Consider the following 16,018-nt stretch of genomic DNA (forward strand, 5'->3'; position numbering starts at 1 on the left):
TGGCGACATAGGGCGCACGGGAGGCGCACGATGCGTGTCGCGCGCCCTCTCATGCCACACCACTCACTTTGCAGCCTTTGCAGGGTTTGCCCTGTGGGGCGGAACGGGACCGGTGCGACAGCCGCGCCGGTCCCGCGGAACCCGTTCCGACCGGCTCTTTCCGGCCGAATTTTTGTCCTGGACCCGCTGGGCCCCGGACGCCTTGCCTACGCCAGGCCGAGGCGCTCGGCCGCGGCGTCCGCGTCGACCGGAACCGTCACCGGCTGCGGCGCGCCGGCCACCGCCCAGTCCGGGTCCTTCAGGCCATTGCCGGTCACCGTGCAGACGATCTTCTGGCCCGGGTCGACCCTGCCTTCCTCGGCGGCCTTGAGCAGACCGGCCACCGAAGCGGCCGAGGCGGGCTCCACGAAGACGCCCTCCTGCGAGGCCAGCAGCCGGTAGGCGGCGAGGATCTGACGGTCAGTCACCTCGTCGATGGCGCCGCCCGACTCGTCCCGCGCGGCCTCCGCGAAGGACCAGGAGGCCGGGTTGCCGATGCGGATCGCGGTGGCGATCGTGCTCGGGTCCTTGACCACCTCGCCGCGCACGATCGGCGCGCTGCCGGACGCCTGGAAGCCCCACATCCGCGGAGTGCGAGCGGCGATGCCGTCCGCCGCGTACTCCTTGTAGCCCTTCCAGTACGCGGTGATGTTGCCGGCGTTGCCGACCGGCAGCACGTGGATGTCGGGCGCGTCGCCCAGCATGTCCACGATCTCGAACGCCGCGGTCTTCTGGCCCTCGATGCGCACCGGGTTCACGGAGTTCACAAGTGCGACCGGATACTTCTCCGACAGGCTGCGCGCGAGCGTCAGACAGTCGTCGAAATTCCCGTCGACCTGGAGAATCTTCGCCCCGTGCACCAGGGCCTGGCCCATCTTGCCCAGCGCGATCTTGCCCTGCGGGACGAGAACGGCGCTGACCATGCGGGCCCGCACGGCGTACGCGGCGGCGGAGGCCGAAGTGTTGCCCGTGGAGGCGCAGATGACGGCCTGCGCACCCTCCTCCTTGGCCCGGGTGATGGCCATCGTCATGCCGCGGTCCTTGAAGGAACCGGTGGGGTTGGCACCCTCGACCTTGAGGTGCACCTCACAGCCGGTGCGCTCGGAGAGCACCTGCGCCGGCACGAGAGGCGTACCGCCCTCGCGCAGGGTGACGACCTCGGTCGTGTCCTTGACCGGCAGGCGGTCGCGGTACTCCTCGATGATGCCGCGCCACTGATGAGTGGTACCGGCGCTCGTATTGGCAGACATGGGTTCCTTTACTCCCCTTCGACCCGCATGATGCTGGCGACGCCCCGGACGGTGTCCAGCTTGCGCAGCGCCTCGACGGTCGAGGACAGCGCGGCGTCGGCGGCGCGGTGGGTGACGACGACGAGGGACGCCTCGCCGTCCTTGCCCTGCTGGCGCACCGTATCGATCGATACGCCGTGCTCAGCGAAGACCATGGCGACCTGGGCCAGGACGCCGGGTTTGTCGGCCACATCGAGGCTGATGTGGTAGCGGGTGACGACCTCACCCATCGGGCTGACCGGGAGCTGCGTGTACGCGGACTCGCCGGGCCCGGTGGCCTCGCTGAGCTTGTTGCGGCACACGGCGACCAGGTCACCGAGGACGGCCGAGGCGGTCGGCGAGCCGCCCGCGCCCGGACCGTAGAACATGAGCTGCCCGGCCGCGTCGGACTCCACGAAGACCGCGTTGTACGCCTCGCGGACGGAGGCCAGCGGGTGGGTCAGCGGAATCATCGCCGGGTGGACCCGCGCGGTGACCGACTCACCGTGCGCGGCGCGCTCGCAGATCGCGAGCAGCTTGACCGTGCAGCCCATGCGCTTGGCGGAGGCGATGTCGGCGGCGGTGACCTCGGTGATGCCCTCGCGGTGCACGTCGTCGATGGTCACGCGGGTGTGGAAGGCGATACCGGCGAGGATCGCGGCCTTGGCGGCGGCGTCAAAACCCTCGACGTCGGCGGTCGGATCGGCCTCGGCGTATCCGAGCGCGGTGGCCTCGTCCAGCGCCTCGCTGTACCCGGCGCCGCTGGTGTCCATCTTGTCGAGGATGAAGTTGGTCGTCCCGTTCACGATGCCGAGCACCCGGTTGACCTTGTCCCCGGCCAGCGACTCGCGCAACGGCCTGACCAGCGGAATCGCGCCCGCCACCGCCGCCTCGTAGTACAGGTCGGCGCCGTGCTCCTCGGCGGCCGCGTGCAGCGCGGCGCCGTCCGCGGCGACCAGCGCCTTGTTCGCGGAGACGACGCTCGCGCCGTGCTCGAAGGCGGTCGTGATCAGCTTCCGGGCCGGCTCGATGCCGCCGATGACCTCGATCACCACATCGATGTCGCCGCGCTTGACCAGCGCGGTCGCGTCGGTGGTGATCAGCTCGGCCGGCACGCCCTCGCGCACCTTGTCGGGACGGCGCACCGCGATGCCCGCGAGCTCCACGGGCGCGCCGATGCGCGCGGCGAGGTCGTCCGCGTGCGTCGTCATGATGCGCGTCACCTCTGAGCCGACCACACCACAGCCCAGGAGCGCCACCTTCAGCGGACGCGTACGCATCATTCGACCTCTGCTCTTCCTCGATATGACCACGTCGGCCATTTCCGTGTTCGCAATGGACCAGTCTCATGCACCGGACGGGAATTCCTATCCCTCGTCCAGATGCCGAGACATCTATTTCACTTATCCGACATCGAGCCGCAGGAGATCTTCCTCCGTCTCGCGCCGGACGATCACCCGGGCCTCGCCCTGGCGCACCGCCACGACCGGCGGCCGCAGCGCGTGGTTGTAATTGCTGGCCATCGACCGGCAGTACGCACCGGTCGCGGGCACCGCCAGCAGGTCACCCGGCGCGACGTCCGACGGCAGGAACGCGTCCCGCACGACGATGTCACCGCTCTCGCAGTGCTTGCCGACCACCCGCGAGAGCATCGGCGCGGCCTCCGAGCGCCGCGAGACCAGCGCCACGCTGTACTCGGCGTCGTACAGCGCGGTACGGATATTGTCCGACATCCCGCCGTCGACGCTCACATACGTGCGCAGCCCCTCCAGCTCCTTGACCGTGCCCACCTCGTACAGCGTGAACGCGGTCGGACCCACGATGGCGCGCCCGGGCTCGACGGACAGCCGCGGCACGCGCAGCCCCGCGGCCTCGCACTCATGGCGCACGATCTCGCCCAGTGCCTTGGCGATCTCGTGCGGCTCCCGCGGGTCGTCGTCCGGCGTGTACGCGATGCCGAGCCCGCCGCCCAGGTCGATCTCCGGCAGCTCGACCCCGTGCTCCTCGCGCACATCGGCCAGCAGCTGCACCACGCGCCGCGCGGACACCTCGAAGCCGGCCATGTCGAAGATCTGCGACCCGATGTGCGAGTGGATGCCGGTGAGCTCCAGCCCGTCCAGCTTCAGCACCCGGCGCACGGCCTCGGCGGCCTGCCCGTCGGCCAGCGCGATGCCGAACTTCTGGTCCTCGTGCGCGGTCGCGATGAACTCGTGGGTGTGCGCCTCGACGCCCACCGTCACCCGGATCTGCACGGGCTGCCGCTTGCCGAGCTCATCGGCGATGTGCGCGACCCGGGCGATCTCCTGGAACGAGTCCAGCACGATCCGCCCGACCCCGGCCTCCACGGCCCGCCGGATCTCGCCGTCACTCTTGTTGTTGCCGTGCAGCGCGATCCGCTCGGCCGGCATCCCGGCCGCCAGCGCGGTGGCGAGCTCGCCCCCCGAGCACACGTCGAGGTTCATGCCCTCCTCGTGCAGCCACCGCACGATCGCCCGCGACAGGAACGCCTTCCCGGCGTAGAAGACGTCGGCCTCCTCCCCGAAGGCGTCCTTCCACGCCCGGCACCGCGCCCGGAAGTCGTCCTCGTCGAGGAAGTAGGCGGGAGTACCGAACTCCTCCTTCAGGTCGGCGACGGAGATGCCGCCGACGGAGACGACACCGTCTTCGTCGCGGCGCACCGTACGGGACCAGACCCGGGGGTCGAGGCTGTTCAGGTCGGCGGGCGGGGCGGTGTAGTGGCCCTCGGGCAGTACGTCGGCGTGACGGGGCCCTGCGGGGTGCGCGGAACGGCTCATGGCGGTGGGAGATCCCCTCGGAAGTTCACAGATGTTCGGGTGCGGAGATGCCCAGCAGGGTCAGGCCGTTCGCGAGCACCGTACCGGCGGCCTGGGCGACGGCCAGCCGGGCGCGGTGAACGGCCATGGGTTTCTGCTCTCCGACGGGCAGCGGCGGACAGGTGGCGAGGAAGCTCAGGCACGCCTCGGCCGTCGCTTCCAGATGCCGCGCCAGCCGATCGGGCGCCCGCAGCCGCGCTGCGGCTTCGAGCACCGCGGGATACGCGGCGAGTGCGGCGTGCAGGGGGGTGTGGGGGATGTCGTACGGGTCGCCGGTACCGGACGGCTCACCGGCCGGGTTGTCGGGTGCCGGGGCATCGACCCCCAGGTCACGGGCGTTGCGCGACACTGCGCACGTACGAGCGTACGCGTACTGCACCAGGAACCGCGGATTGTCCTCCCGCTGCACCGGCCGCTCCGGCACCCGCACATGATCGTGCGCGGCGGGGTACAGCAGCACCCACCGCATCTCATCGACGCCGAGCCGCGCGACCAGCCCGTCAGCGGTCGCGTACCGCCCCGCCGCGTCCTTCACGGGAACGGGCCGGACCTCCTCCCCCTCGGAGCCGGTCCCCTCCCCCACCGCTTCCATGATCGCCCGCAGGGTTTCAGCGACGACGGCGGCCCGAGGGCCGGGGGCGGGGCGGAGGTCGATGCGGGGGGTGCGTCCTTCCGCGGGGCGGCCTGCGGTGTGTCCGTCAGCGGACGCGTCCGCGTCAGCCGGGTGTCCGTCCACGGCCCCCGCTCGGCGTCCGTACGCCGCCCCCGCCTCCAACACTTCCCGTACGACCGCGGCAGGGGCACCGCCCGCCAGCGTGATGTTCAAGAATCCGGGCCCGGCGATCTCGACCCCGGCGATACCCGGCGCGGCCGCCAGCCGCTTCCGTACGACCCCGGCCACCTCACGCGCCGGCAGCCCGGCCGGACCGGCCAGCCGCAGCGCGACATTCGTGGCGTAATCCCCACAACCCGGCCGCGGCGGCACCCGCACGTCGACCGTCACCGGCACGTCGGATTCGCCCAGCGAAAGCTCCCGCGCTTCGAGAGCCCCGCGCACGGAGCGCAGGACGGTGCGGGAGAGCTCAGCGGGAGTCACAGGACAAGCGTATGGGAGAACCGGGGCGGGTATGCGAACGGGTTTCGCACCGCGGACACTCCCCGCGCAGTGCCCCGCCCCTCACCCACCCCTCTCACGCGCCCCTCTTTGCCTCGCGCTGCCCGCCGTACCGGTCGTGTCACCCCGTGGGCCGGACGGCGGGCTGGGAATCCGGATCGGCATCGGCCGCCCCGTCCACCGGCCCGCCTCCAGGCCCGGAGCCGCGGATCCCGCCCAGCAACTGGCGCACGGTCCGTATGAGCTCGACCGGCTCGAACGGCTTGGCGAGGAACGCGTCCACCCCGACGGCCTCCCCGTTGTCCACCTCCAGCGGCGTACACGCGCTGATGATGGCGATGGGGAGCTCCCTGGTCCGCGGATCGGCGCGCAGCCTCTCGGCCGTACGCAGTCCGTTCAGCCGCGGCATCATGACGTCCAGCGTCACGACGTCGGGGCACACCTCGTGCACGATGTCGAGGCACTCGGCACCATCAGCCGCGGTCACGACCTCGAAGCCCTCCAGCTCGAGATTGACCCTGATCAACTGCCGGATGACCTTGTTGTCGTCGACAACAAGGACCCGGCCGGACAAGCCAGGCACATATTGAGACTAGGCGCGCGCCACCTGCTGCGTCCGGGTTTTCCCCACTTCCGCCCCGTGCGAGGGACCTTTCGCCGATCACCCGGGCCACGCCACCCCGATGCGCTACGACCGCCCGCCAACCCCTCCCCACCACTTCCCGAAACCCGTTCATGACCACCCCCTCCGAGCTGGTAGTGTTCTACCCGTCGCAAGCGCACAGCGCCCGACACGCCCCCGTAGCTCAGGGGATAGAGCAACGGCCTCCGGAGCCGTGTGCGCAGGTTCGAATCCTGCCGGGGGCACTTCGCCTGGACCAGCGTGATCACACCGCTGACCAGCACAAGTGCCACGAACAAAGGCCCGGACCCAGTCTCACTGGGTCCGGGCCTTTGTCACTGTTGCGCACTGATCACGTGTGAGGAGCGTGTGGGACGCGATCGCCGCTGACCGGCTGCAGCTTCGCCTCTCGCCCCCGGGGTGTGGTCCAACTGCTCCCCTGGGTTGCGGCAACATCACCGGCATGGACCTTGAGGGAATAGGTGCGATAGCAGCGGCCGGCGTGGCGCTCATCGGGATTCCGGCCACCGTGCTCATCGGCCGATGGCAGACGAAGGCCGCCTTGCGCACGGCAGAGGCCACCAGCGAGGCGGGGCTGACCCAAGCCAAGTCTGCGTATCGTGCGGCACTGGACGCTGTCCGAGCCGAGGCGAACGCTGCTCGCCTACAGTGGCGCCGTGGCATCCAACGGGAGGCGTACGCCTCTTTCCTCCTTGCCGCGCATCGCGTTACGGAGGTGGGTGAGCGATTCGTCGCGGAAAACGAGGAAGAACTTCCGGCGGACCGCCTTGCAGCTGGGAAGGCCGCAATCGATGATGCTTTCGCGGCCCTCAAGGAAGCTCAAACGATCATCGAGCTAGAGGGCCCTGACGGGGTTGCAGCTCCTGCTGCAGGAATGGCCAATGCTGTTCAAGTGATGGCGACTCACCTCAGTAAGCAGGCAGTTTACGAGAGAGCGTTGCATCGACTTGGCCGAATGACGGACGATCCATCACCGTCCGTGAGGACGGCCGCCATAAGACTTGAGGAGGCACTGTCTCACCTGGGGCGCCTTCGCTCAGCAATCACATCTGATTCCAGTGAGCTGGACGAACATGTGGCTCACCAGGTCCGAGCGGCACAACGAACCTGCTCTGAGATCGAGAGCGAACTTCCGCCCAACACGTTCGACTTCGAAGAATTCAGAGCCCTCATAGAGGGCATCTCTACCGTCCCTCCTCTCCTTCATGATAGGTACGACGAAGCCGCTCAGCGATTCGATGAAAATGAAGCACTCTTCGTTCGCGCTGCGAAATCCGAGCTGCACAGCCAAGTCATTGTATGAGACTTGCCCCCGTCACTAGGTCACGGGGCGAGCCGAGTCGAATAGTTGAGGGTCGGGATTAAGCAACGCACCACCGGATGAATCATCCAAGACTGCGCTATGGCAACAGGCATCAACACCCAGCGAGTGCGAGGAGCGCTATCGATGCAGAACAGTGCTGAGCGAGGTTCTGTGAGCCAGCTCAGCACTGCTCTGGACATCTTCAAGCGGTTAACCCACTTCCGCGCTCCACCCCATAGCTCTCTCGATCTTGTTGTTGTTCTCCGCCTCGCTGTCGTCTATGCAGCCTGCATAGCGCCGGTGAATCACCTCTGGTGAGTTTCCGGCTCGCCGGGCGACCTCAGCCACGGGGAGGCCAGCACGGAGCCAGTTCGTAATGCAGGTGCTTCGCAGGTCGTACGGCTGACGTCCCAGTGGAGAGGCAGCCTTGTCCGGCGGAAGGGCCAGTGGCCGGACCTCCTGCCACACACGCCAGTAGCTGGATGAGCCGAGCAGGTCCCCTCGCTCATTGGGAAAGAGCCGACCGTCCTTCGCCGTGCCGAATTCCCCCACGTGCGTACGGAGCATGGCCACCAGGAGGGGCGGGATGGGGACTGGGCGGTCTTACTTGAGTCCCCTCTTGTCGTGGCGCGCACCCGAATCCGTCCACTTCTTGCCTGAGATCGGGCGCGTCTCGCGAAGGGTGAGCGTTCCCCACCTTGTTCCGGGAGGTCGCAGTCAGCGAGTCGGAGCCCGACTGCTTCGGCCGGCCGCATCGCGGCGTACAGGATGCACCCGAAGAACGCGACCAGGCGCCGTCCTCGGTTGCGATGGATTGACCCAACGTACGAGACGGCCGTGAGCAGTTGCGCTCCCTGCACCTCGAGAGCGGGTTCTTCAGGAGGTACCCCTCCTGAACCGCGTACACCACCGCCGTATTGAAGCCCCGGCGACGCCGCTTGTACGTGTCCGCCGCAGCAGGCATGTCGTCCACCTTGAACGAGAGCCGGTAATGGACGTCTCGCAGAACCTTCGAGTCCATGAGAGCCGATATGGGAAGCGAGTGAGCGGCCAGCCACTTTCACGCCGCCCGCAATGCCACTGGTGGTTCTTCATCACGGTGGGCAGGGACAACAGCCCAGCGCATCGCCAACCGAACGGCCTCAAGGCTCGGCGATTTGCGGCCCTCCCCCATCATCCCGAGGGCCGCTGTGGCGAGGCTGTCCGCCAGTCCTTCACGCGTCTTCGCGGCTGCGGTGCGCCAGCGGACCGCCATGTGCTCGCGGGAGAGATCCCACCAGGAGGGGTCCGGCTTGGTGTTCTGCTTCGCCTCGGCAGCCCTTAGGGACTGATGCACGATCGGGTGACAGGTTCGGTCACGCGGCCTGGAGAGCCGGTGCGGTCATGACGGCTTCGTATTCGACAGGGGTCAGTCGGCCGAGTGCGATCTGTCTTCGGCATCGGTGGTAGGTCCGCTCGCCAGGTCATGATCGCGATCCGCGGCTCCTCACGAGGGGCCCACGTCCGGCGATCGAGGACGTTCTTCTGCAGCAGGCTGAAGAAGGACTCCATGGCTGCGTTGTCACCCGTGGCCCCGACCCGCCCTATCGAGCCGACGATCTGGTGGTGGCCGAGCGCCCGGACGAACTTCCGTGACCGGGACTGCGAGCCGCGATCACTGTGCAGAACACATCCCGCGACGTGTCCGCGTCGGGCCACAGCGTTGTTCAGGGCGGTGACAGCGAGCCGGGATTTCATCCACGCGTCGATGGAGTAGCCCACGATTCTCCGACTGAAGGCGTCCTTGATCGCGCACAGGTGCAACTTCCCCTCATCCGTCGCGTGTTCGGTGATGTCGGTGAGCCACAGCCGATTCGGTCGGTCTGCGGTGAAGTCACGGCGGACCAGGTCATCGTGGACCGGCGGGTCGGCCTTCTTGGTCCGGCCGCGCTTCTTCCCACCCGCCGCACAAGGCAAGCCAGTTCAGGTGTCACCCGATCGTGCATCAGTCCCCACCGTGTGGTCGCGGGTGGGCACCAGGGTGCCGTCCACGATGAGCACGGTGTCCTTGCGGAACCGCTTCCGGGGCTGGAGCGCGAGCAGGAGCCTGAGGGGGCGAAGATGCGGTCAGCTGCGGATTTTGAGATGGCGAACAGCGGGGCGAGCTGGCGCATCGTCAAGTTCGACGCCAGTAGGTCGTAACCAGTAGTACCCGGTCTTCCAGCGGCAGGCTCCACGGTCGGCCTATTCGGACTGGGTCCGCCCCGTCACGCCGCAGCGTCGTCATCACCTTGCTGAAACAGCGCGGGCTCAGCCCAGTGAACGGAGTTATCCACGCCAGCTGCGTAGCCGTGATCACAGCGGTCACGGCTGGATCGTTCCAAACACCACGCCTCACCGTTGGAAATTGGGTGGGTCAAGGCTCCAGCGCGGTGGCCACCCGGGCCAGGCGATCGGCTGGCAGGGCGAAATGGTTAGTGGGGTTGCGGAAGGAGTACTCGCCATCGCTCACGGGGAAACCGTGCCCGGCTATCGTCCAGCGCGCGGGTCCAGGGGCCCCTTGGTCCTCCAGGAGAGCAGAGGCGAGGGTCTCGGGGTCTTCCACGCTCGTGCGGGCACGTAGCGCACCCGCCAGGCGGCCAACAGCATCGTCGGGTACTGCATCGTCGCCGAAGGCAGGCAGCAGGAGCAACAGACGGGAGTGGGGATCGGTGGTGCTGCCGCCGGGCAGCACGTTATCCGCAGCTGCCACAAGTTCGGGCCAGGACAGGCCCGGCCCCATGAAGTGCCCGTCATCCCGGGCGAGGAGTTCGGCATGATCCCAGTCGGGGTGGTGGAGGAGGTAGTCGGTTCCGGTGTCGTCCGCGACAGTGCGGTACACCACGTGGAGGCGGTGATCAGCAGTGAGCGGAACCGTGAATGCCGGCCACTCGGCCCGCTCCCACAGTCGCCGCTGGAAGTCGCCCGCCGCGTCGTAGTCCGCGCCGAACAGCAGTTCCTCGGCTTCCTCGCTCTGGAGACACGAGGAGAGGTGCCCCAGCCAGAAGAGCGGCTCGCCCAGGAGCCCAGCCTGGTACGTGAGGGGACCACCGTCGTAACCCGCTATCTGGGCAGGATGCAGGTCTGCGCTGTTCATCACGGAGGACATCATGCCGCCCTGGCGCCGCGCCCTTGAGGGCGGGCGCACCAGCCGATCTTTGCGGGACAGCCCTTCGTCGCCCGCATGGGAGGGGTTGAGGCATCAAGGGGTGACAAAGGCCGAACGTCTTACTCCAGACCGTGCCAGATCCGTACCAGGTTGGATGGGGAGCCACAGGGAACGGCAAGTACTGCATCTCCGGTCTTGAAAGCGTCCGGGACACTCCGCCACAGGTCAGGCGCCGAGAGGCCCTAGATCACCCGAGCTTCCCGAACTGATGGCGTCGACGTGCGCCCGCGTGCACCCGACGGATCCGGCACGCGCCTTCCCGATCGGTGAAAGCCGAGCCACGTTTTCTAGAACTTCACGTACTGCGTTACGAGACCGGAGGGGGAAGCAGCATGGCGAAGTGTGGCGCCCCGACCAAGGCAGGGGGGCGGTGCCAGCGATCGGTAGTGACCGGGACGTCCAGGTGCCCAGTCCACCAGGGACCGTGGTCTGCGTACGGTGTGGCCCAGCGCAAGGAGAAGAAGCGCAAGATCCGCAAAAAGCGCTAGTGCCGGCTGGCATCCACGGGTGACATCGGCAGCGCCAGATGCGGGCATCCGTGCGCGGTCCGGCACGTCCGACCCGACCACTCGCTGACGCCGGTGGGCCGCACTCGGACCGAACTCCTAAAGCGGGGCTCAGGAGGACTGAGACGTCGTGGTTGACGGTCAGCTCTGCGGCGCGGGCCACGGTCTCTACGAAACGGAGGTCCCGCGCAGCAGAGAACGTGACAAGACACAGACGGTAAGTAGTTCCGTCGGACGCCTTGAGTGCGAGCTCCTTCCCGTCCAGCTCTGCGCTGACAAGCTGCACAAGCGGGATGCGGAAGTCGTCGAGACCGCGTCGATGTACGACCACACCACGATCGTCGGCCGCTACCCAACCATCAGTGATGTTGCGGCGTGGAGCGATGAGTGCGCGGAGAGGGGCGTTCGCAGTGAGAGGTGCTGGCGTGCCGGACACGGCGCGACTCCGCTTGGGCCTCTTTCCCGAGGACAAGGTATAGGACACGCCCGGGGCGAGGCGCACAGTCGTCGTGCGACGGCCCCGGCTGTTAAGCGTGACTCGGCCAGCCTTGCCCCCGACACTCAAGCTACTGGACTTATTGCCGAACCGAAGGCGGACGCCAGGTGCGACCTTGAACGATCTGTTGATTCGGAATCCCATGCGTCCCCCCCCAAGACTGTGGGGCAGCAGGTTAGCCCAAGCCCCGCCAACATGAGCCAAACCATTGAAGATCGTCATGTATTACGTCGGACGCTGGGCCGACTCTGTACCGGACGAGGACGTCCGAGGTCCGACAACGCCCTGGCCTTGGATCTGTTCAACGCCGGGGAGAACGCGAGACCGTCGCACCAAAGCGCACCAGATGAGCACCAGATGGGCACCAGATGGAGCGGTGATTCACGGCCATCAGGGGCGCACGGCACCTCAGGCGCAAGGCGCCTTTAGATAGCCGTTCTTGCAGGTCAAGGCCGTGATGACACCCAAACGGTCAGTGATTCCCAAGCTCAGGGTTTAGGCCCTCTGCTGCGAAGCAACATGAGGGCGATCTCGCTGTGCGATACAAGCTCGAGGGCTAAAAGGCCTCATGGAGCGGCCTGCTGGAGCGCCAGCCGGCGAACGAGCCGTCTCGTGAGCGGACGCCGCTGAGATCACCGTGGAACAGTATCGCCGCCTCTGGTCTGCGTGCAGGGGGATCAGCCAGGTAAGTGTTGGCGTGGCCCCAGGTTTGCAGGTCGACCGTGAGACTCTCATACCAAGACAAGCCGCGGGTGTTGCAGTCCCTGCACAGGAGTCCTCGTACACACTGTCCACAGGAGTACGGGCCGGGGCAGCAGGCATGGTCATGATCGATGTGCCACCATGACGGCCCCTCCATCGAGAGGTCGCCGCCCAGTCTGCGGCACAGTGGGCAGGTGTCGTCCTGGGCCCTGAGGATGGCATTGACGCGAGCACGCGTCAGCTTGTGCCGCTTTGCCTGCCGTTCAGCGTTGCGGCACTGCGGACATACCTTCCCCTTGGGGCCCGCGTCGACGCGCCAGAGTTTGTCGAGACACACCGTGCACGGTTCCAGGGTCTCAACCCACGCGTCGAAGTCTTCGCTTGCGAGCGCAATGATCTCATCATCTGTTAACCAGTCCACGGGCCGCACGATAGAGGGCACCACTGACACCCGATGAGCTGATCCCCTAGGGGAAGCCCAAGCTGGCGGTGTAAGTCAGCCATTCCACCCGCGTGGCCAGGCCTAGCTGGGATTCATGAAGAGAGCAGGCGCCAGAGCCGAGGTAACCACTGTCCGCTCTCTACGCACCGTAGAAGGTCAACCAGCACCGACCGTAGGAGCCTCAAGACGAGCCCCGGCAACCCCAGTAAGAGCCTTCTTGCGGATCGAAGGCGTGCAGCCATAGGAGCCATCACTCTCTTCTACAGGCAGAGCCAAGACGCCGCCGTGGGCAGCCGGCCGCCTCCCCAAGTGATGGCTCCGTGGTCTACCAGGGGCCTCCGACACACCTCTGACACATTGCTGGCAGCAGTGGACGCTCTGACATACTCCGCCGCAGGTCAGCCAAGTATGAGGCCCGATCGGCGCAATCACTCCCGAGCCGTGTGCGCAGGTTCGAATCCTGCCGGGGGCACTTCGCAGGGAATCAGCGTGATCAGACCGCTGATCTGCGTGAGTGCCAAAAGTATGAAGGGCCGGACCCAGGATCACTGGGTCCGGCCCTTTGTCGTTGCAGTCGACGCGGGTGCCTGCGGCAGTGGTGTGTTGCGCTCCCTCTCGCGCTCCCTCTTGCGCTCCCGTGCCGCTGAGCGTCGTGGCTTTTCGAGTGGAGTGATGCATCTGCGGTGGATCGCTCGTGAACTGTGCAGTATGTATGTCACATCAACTTTCGCGTGTAGTGGGTTGGTTGTGGTGAGTGGGGACGAGGGTGCGGTCAGCGCCGCGTCTCGGGGGGAGCCTGTGGGGGGCTCGGAAAGGCCAGGGGCATATGAGCCGCCGTTCCACCGGACTGATCGGCACCTGGGCGGAGATCCAGCGCCAGCAGCGGCGACAGGAGGAGGCCCGGCAGCGCGCCCAGGTGCAGCATCAGCGGGAGCAGGAGCGCCGGCAGCGAGCGGCGGAACGGGCGGCCGCGCGCAGTCAGCGGGAGCAGCAGGCGGCCTATCGGCAGCAGCGGGAAGCCGATGCGCGTCGGCGTACCGAGGAGCTGGACGCGCGGGTCGAGGTACTGAAGAACCTCCTGAAGGCAGGGTGTGACGCACCCGCGTTCACGCCTGCCGCACTGGCCCGCCCCGAGCGGGTGGAGCCTTTCGCTCCGGGCCGGCTCGGTGTGCCCGTACCCATGCCGGACCCGAACGCCTACCAGCCACAGCCGCAGGGCGGGTGGGGGTTCGGGGCGAATCGCCAGGCGCAGGAGCAGGCACGCGCTCGGTACGAGCACGACTGGCGGGCGGCGCAGGCGGCTGAAGCTCAGCGGCAGCATCGGCTCGCGCTGTATCACCAGCAGTACCAGCAGTGGGCGGACGAACAGTTGGCGGCGATCCGCCGGCACAACGCCGGCATCGAGGGGCTGACCGCCGCCCTTCAGCGGGGTGAGCCGGAATCGGTGGTGGAGTACTTCACCGCCGCGCTCTACTCCTCGCAGGGCTGGCCGCAAGGCCTTCCCCGTCAGGTGTCCGCCTCGTTCGACTCCGCCGCCCGCCAGCTCGTCCTGAACTGGGAGCTGCCCGGTTACGCGGTCGTCCCCGAGGTGTCGCTGGTGAGATACATGCCCGGCGCCGACCGGGACAAGGAGGTCCAGCGGTCGGCCGTCGAACGCCGGACCCTGTACCGCGACGTTCTGGCACAGTGCGTGCTCCTGGCGCTGCACGACGTCTTCGCCGCCGACCGTTTCGGCGTGCTGGACTCGGTCGTCCTGAACGGCTTCGTGGACGACACCGACCCGGCCACCGGTCACGGGGCGCAGGTCTTCCTGGCCACCGTGATGGCTCCGCGCGCCGACTTCGCCAGGCTGAACCTGACGCAGGTGAGCGCTCCGGACTGCCTGGTGGACGGGCTCCGCGGCCAGTTGTCGGACCGCCCCGAGCGGCGCACCCAGGTGCGGCCCGGCCGGCTGCCCGGCGAGGCCGGAGGCAGCGTGGTCTCCCACGGAGACGGCGAGGAACCGGATCTGTACGAGATGGACCCGCTGGAGTTCGAAGAGCTCGTGGCGGATCTGTTCCGGGCCATGGGGATGCAGGCGGTCACCACGGAGCGGTCGGGGGACGGGGGTGTGGACGTGGACGCGCTGGACCCCGACCCGATCCGCGGCGGCAAGATCGTCGTGCAGGCGAAGCGGTACCGCAGCACCGTGCCGCCGAGCGCGGTGCGCGATCTGTACGGCACGGTGCAGGACGTCGGCGCGAACAAGGGCGTACTGATCACCACCTCCGCTTTCGGGCCCGGCTCGCACGCCTTCGCCAACGGCAAGCCGCTCACCCTCATTGCGGGCACCGAGCTGGTCGACCTCCTGAGCCGCCATGGCCTGAACGGGCGCCTCGGGGGCACCCCCGAACGGCAGGAAGCTGCGGCGCACCTCGATGCCGACCAGAACGGCGGCTTGGACAGCGGGCTGGACGCCGAGCTGAACGACACCAGCGTGCTGGGTCTGACGTGGACCGGAGACGTGGGGCTGGATGTGTGCGCGCTCGTCTGTCAGGGGAACCGCGTTCTCAGCGAGGATCAGTTCGTCTTCTTCAACAACCCGCGTACCGCCGACGGCACCGTCCGGATGATGCCTGCCGTCAGCCCGGACAAAGCGGCTGTGTGGGTGCGCTTCGAACAGCTTCCTCCGCAGGCGGACCGGCTCGTCCTGGTCGCTGCCGTCGACCCCGAGGTCGATCCCGACGCGGACCTGTCCGGCTTCTCGGACGCCCGGATCCGCCTGTCGGATCCCTCGGGCACGGCGATCGACGAACTGGACGTCTCCGACGGCCGCCCCGGTGAGACCGCTCTCGTCCTGGGCTCGTTCCGGAGACGGGCCAATGGCGACTGGAGCTTCGTCACCGGCGGCAAGGGTTATCCGGGCGGTCTGGTCGACCTGGTCGAGGAGTACGGAATCGAGGTTGCCTAGGCCCCCACCCCTGCACGACTACCGCTGCGCGGCGCGGTCGGAGGATGGCCATACGTAGGGCAGGCCGGTGGGGGTGTCCGGGAAGTACTGGCGGTAGTGGTCCGGGTCCTTGGTGAGGAGGGAGGACCGGTGGCTCCGGTGGAAGTCGGGGTCGCCCAGCCAGTTGGGGAGGTCGTGGGAGGCGGCCAGGGCGGCGTAGTCGCGTGGCGGGTCGCCGGGGAAGTGGGCGGTGTAGTCCTGGGTGAGGGTCAGGGCGCAGGTGTCCTGGCGACCGGACGCGGTCCATGCCTCGCAGATCTCCAGGCCGTACCGGACGAGGGCCTCCTCGTACCCCGCCCATATGCGGACCGCCGGGTGGTGGCGCCAGCCGTAGCCGGGGACGGTGAGTCCCCGCAGGACCTGGAGCGCCTCCACTCGCTGCTTGCCGAGCCGGCGCGGGTCGAGGACCGCGGCGGAGGCCGCGAAGTCCGGCCAGGGCAGGAATGTCTGCATGCCGGAGGGTAACCGCCGGGGCCGGTCCCCGCCGGGTGGCGC

Annotated in this window: 11 protein-coding genes, 1 tRNA gene and 2 pseudogenes; 3 read left to right on the plus strand and 11 right to left on the minus strand. The window is 67.9% G+C overall.

Features of this window, described 5'->3' with window-relative positions:
* Positions 1 to 206: 206 nt before the first annotated feature.
* From thrC to IG84_RS0105290, 5 genes are all read right to left on the minus strand, one after another.
* Positions 207 to 1,289, minus strand: a complete 1,083-nt coding sequence (gene thrC, locus IG84_RS0105270) for a threonine synthase (protein WP_031051839.1) — start codon at positions 1,287 to 1,289, stop codon at positions 207 to 209.
* 8 nt (positions 1,290 to 1,297) lie between these two features.
* A complete protein-coding gene (locus IG84_RS0105275) occupies positions 1,298 to 2,590 on the minus strand; it encodes a homoserine dehydrogenase (RefSeq protein ID WP_031051841.1) in 1,293 nt (430 codons plus the stop codon).
* A 120-nt stretch (positions 2,591 to 2,710) separates the two neighbouring features.
* Positions 2,711 to 4,102 (minus strand): diaminopimelate decarboxylase, encoded by a 1,392-nt coding sequence (gene lysA, locus IG84_RS0105280; protein ID WP_031051844.1) that lies wholly within the window; start codon positions 4,100 to 4,102, stop codon positions 2,711 to 2,713.
* A gap of 25 nt (positions 4,103 to 4,127) precedes the next feature.
* Entirely contained in the window at positions 4,128 to 5,237 is a 1,110-nt protein-coding gene (gene nrtL, locus IG84_RS0105285) for an ArgS-related anticodon-binding protein NrtL (protein WP_031051845.1), read from the minus strand.
* A gap of 139 nt (positions 5,238 to 5,376) precedes the next feature.
* A complete protein-coding gene (locus tag IG84_RS0105290; protein ID WP_051861399.1) occupies positions 5,377 to 5,838 on the minus strand; it encodes a response regulator in 462 nt (153 codons plus the stop codon).
* Between the two features lie 212 nt (positions 5,839 to 6,050).
* Between IG84_RS0105290 and IG84_RS0105295 the strand changes: the two genes are divergently transcribed.
* A tRNA-Arg gene (locus IG84_RS0105295) sits at positions 6,051 to 6,122 on the plus strand.
* A 218-nt stretch (positions 6,123 to 6,340) separates the two neighbouring features.
* Positions 6,341 to 7,201 (plus strand): hypothetical protein, encoded by an 861-nt coding sequence (locus IG84_RS41010; protein WP_157848813.1) that lies wholly within the window; start codon positions 6,341 to 6,343, stop codon positions 7,199 to 7,201.
* 1,355 nt (positions 7,202 to 8,556) lie between these two features.
* Here IG84_RS41010 and IG84_RS39550 read toward each other — a convergent pair.
* The 5 genes and pseudogenes from IG84_RS39550 to IG84_RS42860 form a co-directional block, all read right to left on the minus strand.
* A pseudogene (locus tag IG84_RS39550) lies at positions 8,557 to 9,136 on the minus strand (IS3 family transposase); the annotation flags it as partial.
* 39 nt (positions 9,137 to 9,175) lie between these two features.
* Positions 9,176 to 9,548, minus strand: a pseudogene (locus IG84_RS39555) (transposase family protein); the annotation flags it as partial.
* Positions 9,549 to 9,596: 48 nt separating this feature from the next.
* On the minus strand, positions 9,597 to 10,316 hold the full coding sequence (locus IG84_RS0105315; protein ID WP_245659229.1) for a hypothetical protein: 720 nt from the start codon (positions 10,314 to 10,316) through the stop codon (positions 9,597 to 9,599).
* A gap of 237 nt (positions 10,317 to 10,553) precedes the next feature.
* Positions 10,554 to 11,612: a DUF4236 domain-containing protein gene (locus IG84_RS42015; RefSeq protein WP_342668401.1), complete on the minus strand. Its 1,059-nt coding sequence runs from the start codon at positions 11,610 to 11,612 to the stop codon at positions 10,554 to 10,556.
* Between the two features lie 334 nt (positions 11,613 to 11,946).
* Positions 11,947 to 12,543, minus strand: coding sequence for an endonuclease domain-containing protein (locus tag IG84_RS42860; RefSeq protein ID WP_078648611.1), 597 nt, complete (start codon positions 12,541 to 12,543; stop codon positions 11,947 to 11,949).
* A gap of 817 nt (positions 12,544 to 13,360) precedes the next feature.
* Between IG84_RS42860 and IG84_RS0105325 the strand changes: the two genes are divergently transcribed.
* The gene (locus tag IG84_RS0105325) at positions 13,361 to 15,484 is read left to right on the plus strand and encodes a restriction endonuclease (protein WP_031051854.1); all 2,124 of its coding nucleotides are present in this window, start codon (positions 13,361 to 13,363) and stop codon (positions 15,482 to 15,484) included.
* A gap of 18 nt (positions 15,485 to 15,502) precedes the next feature.
* On the opposite strand, the gene IG84_RS0105330 is transcribed toward IG84_RS0105325, so the two are convergent.
* Complete coding sequence (locus IG84_RS0105330; RefSeq protein ID WP_031051856.1) at positions 15,503 to 15,976, minus strand: MSMEG_6728 family protein; 474 nt, start codon at positions 15,974 to 15,976, stop codon at positions 15,503 to 15,505.
* Positions 15,977 to 16,018 lie beyond the last annotated feature (42 nt).

This window comes from Streptomyces ochraceiscleroticus (assembly GCF_000720485.1).
GTDB lineage: Bacteria > Actinomycetota > Actinomycetes > Streptomycetales > Streptomycetaceae > Streptomyces > Streptomyces ochraceiscleroticus.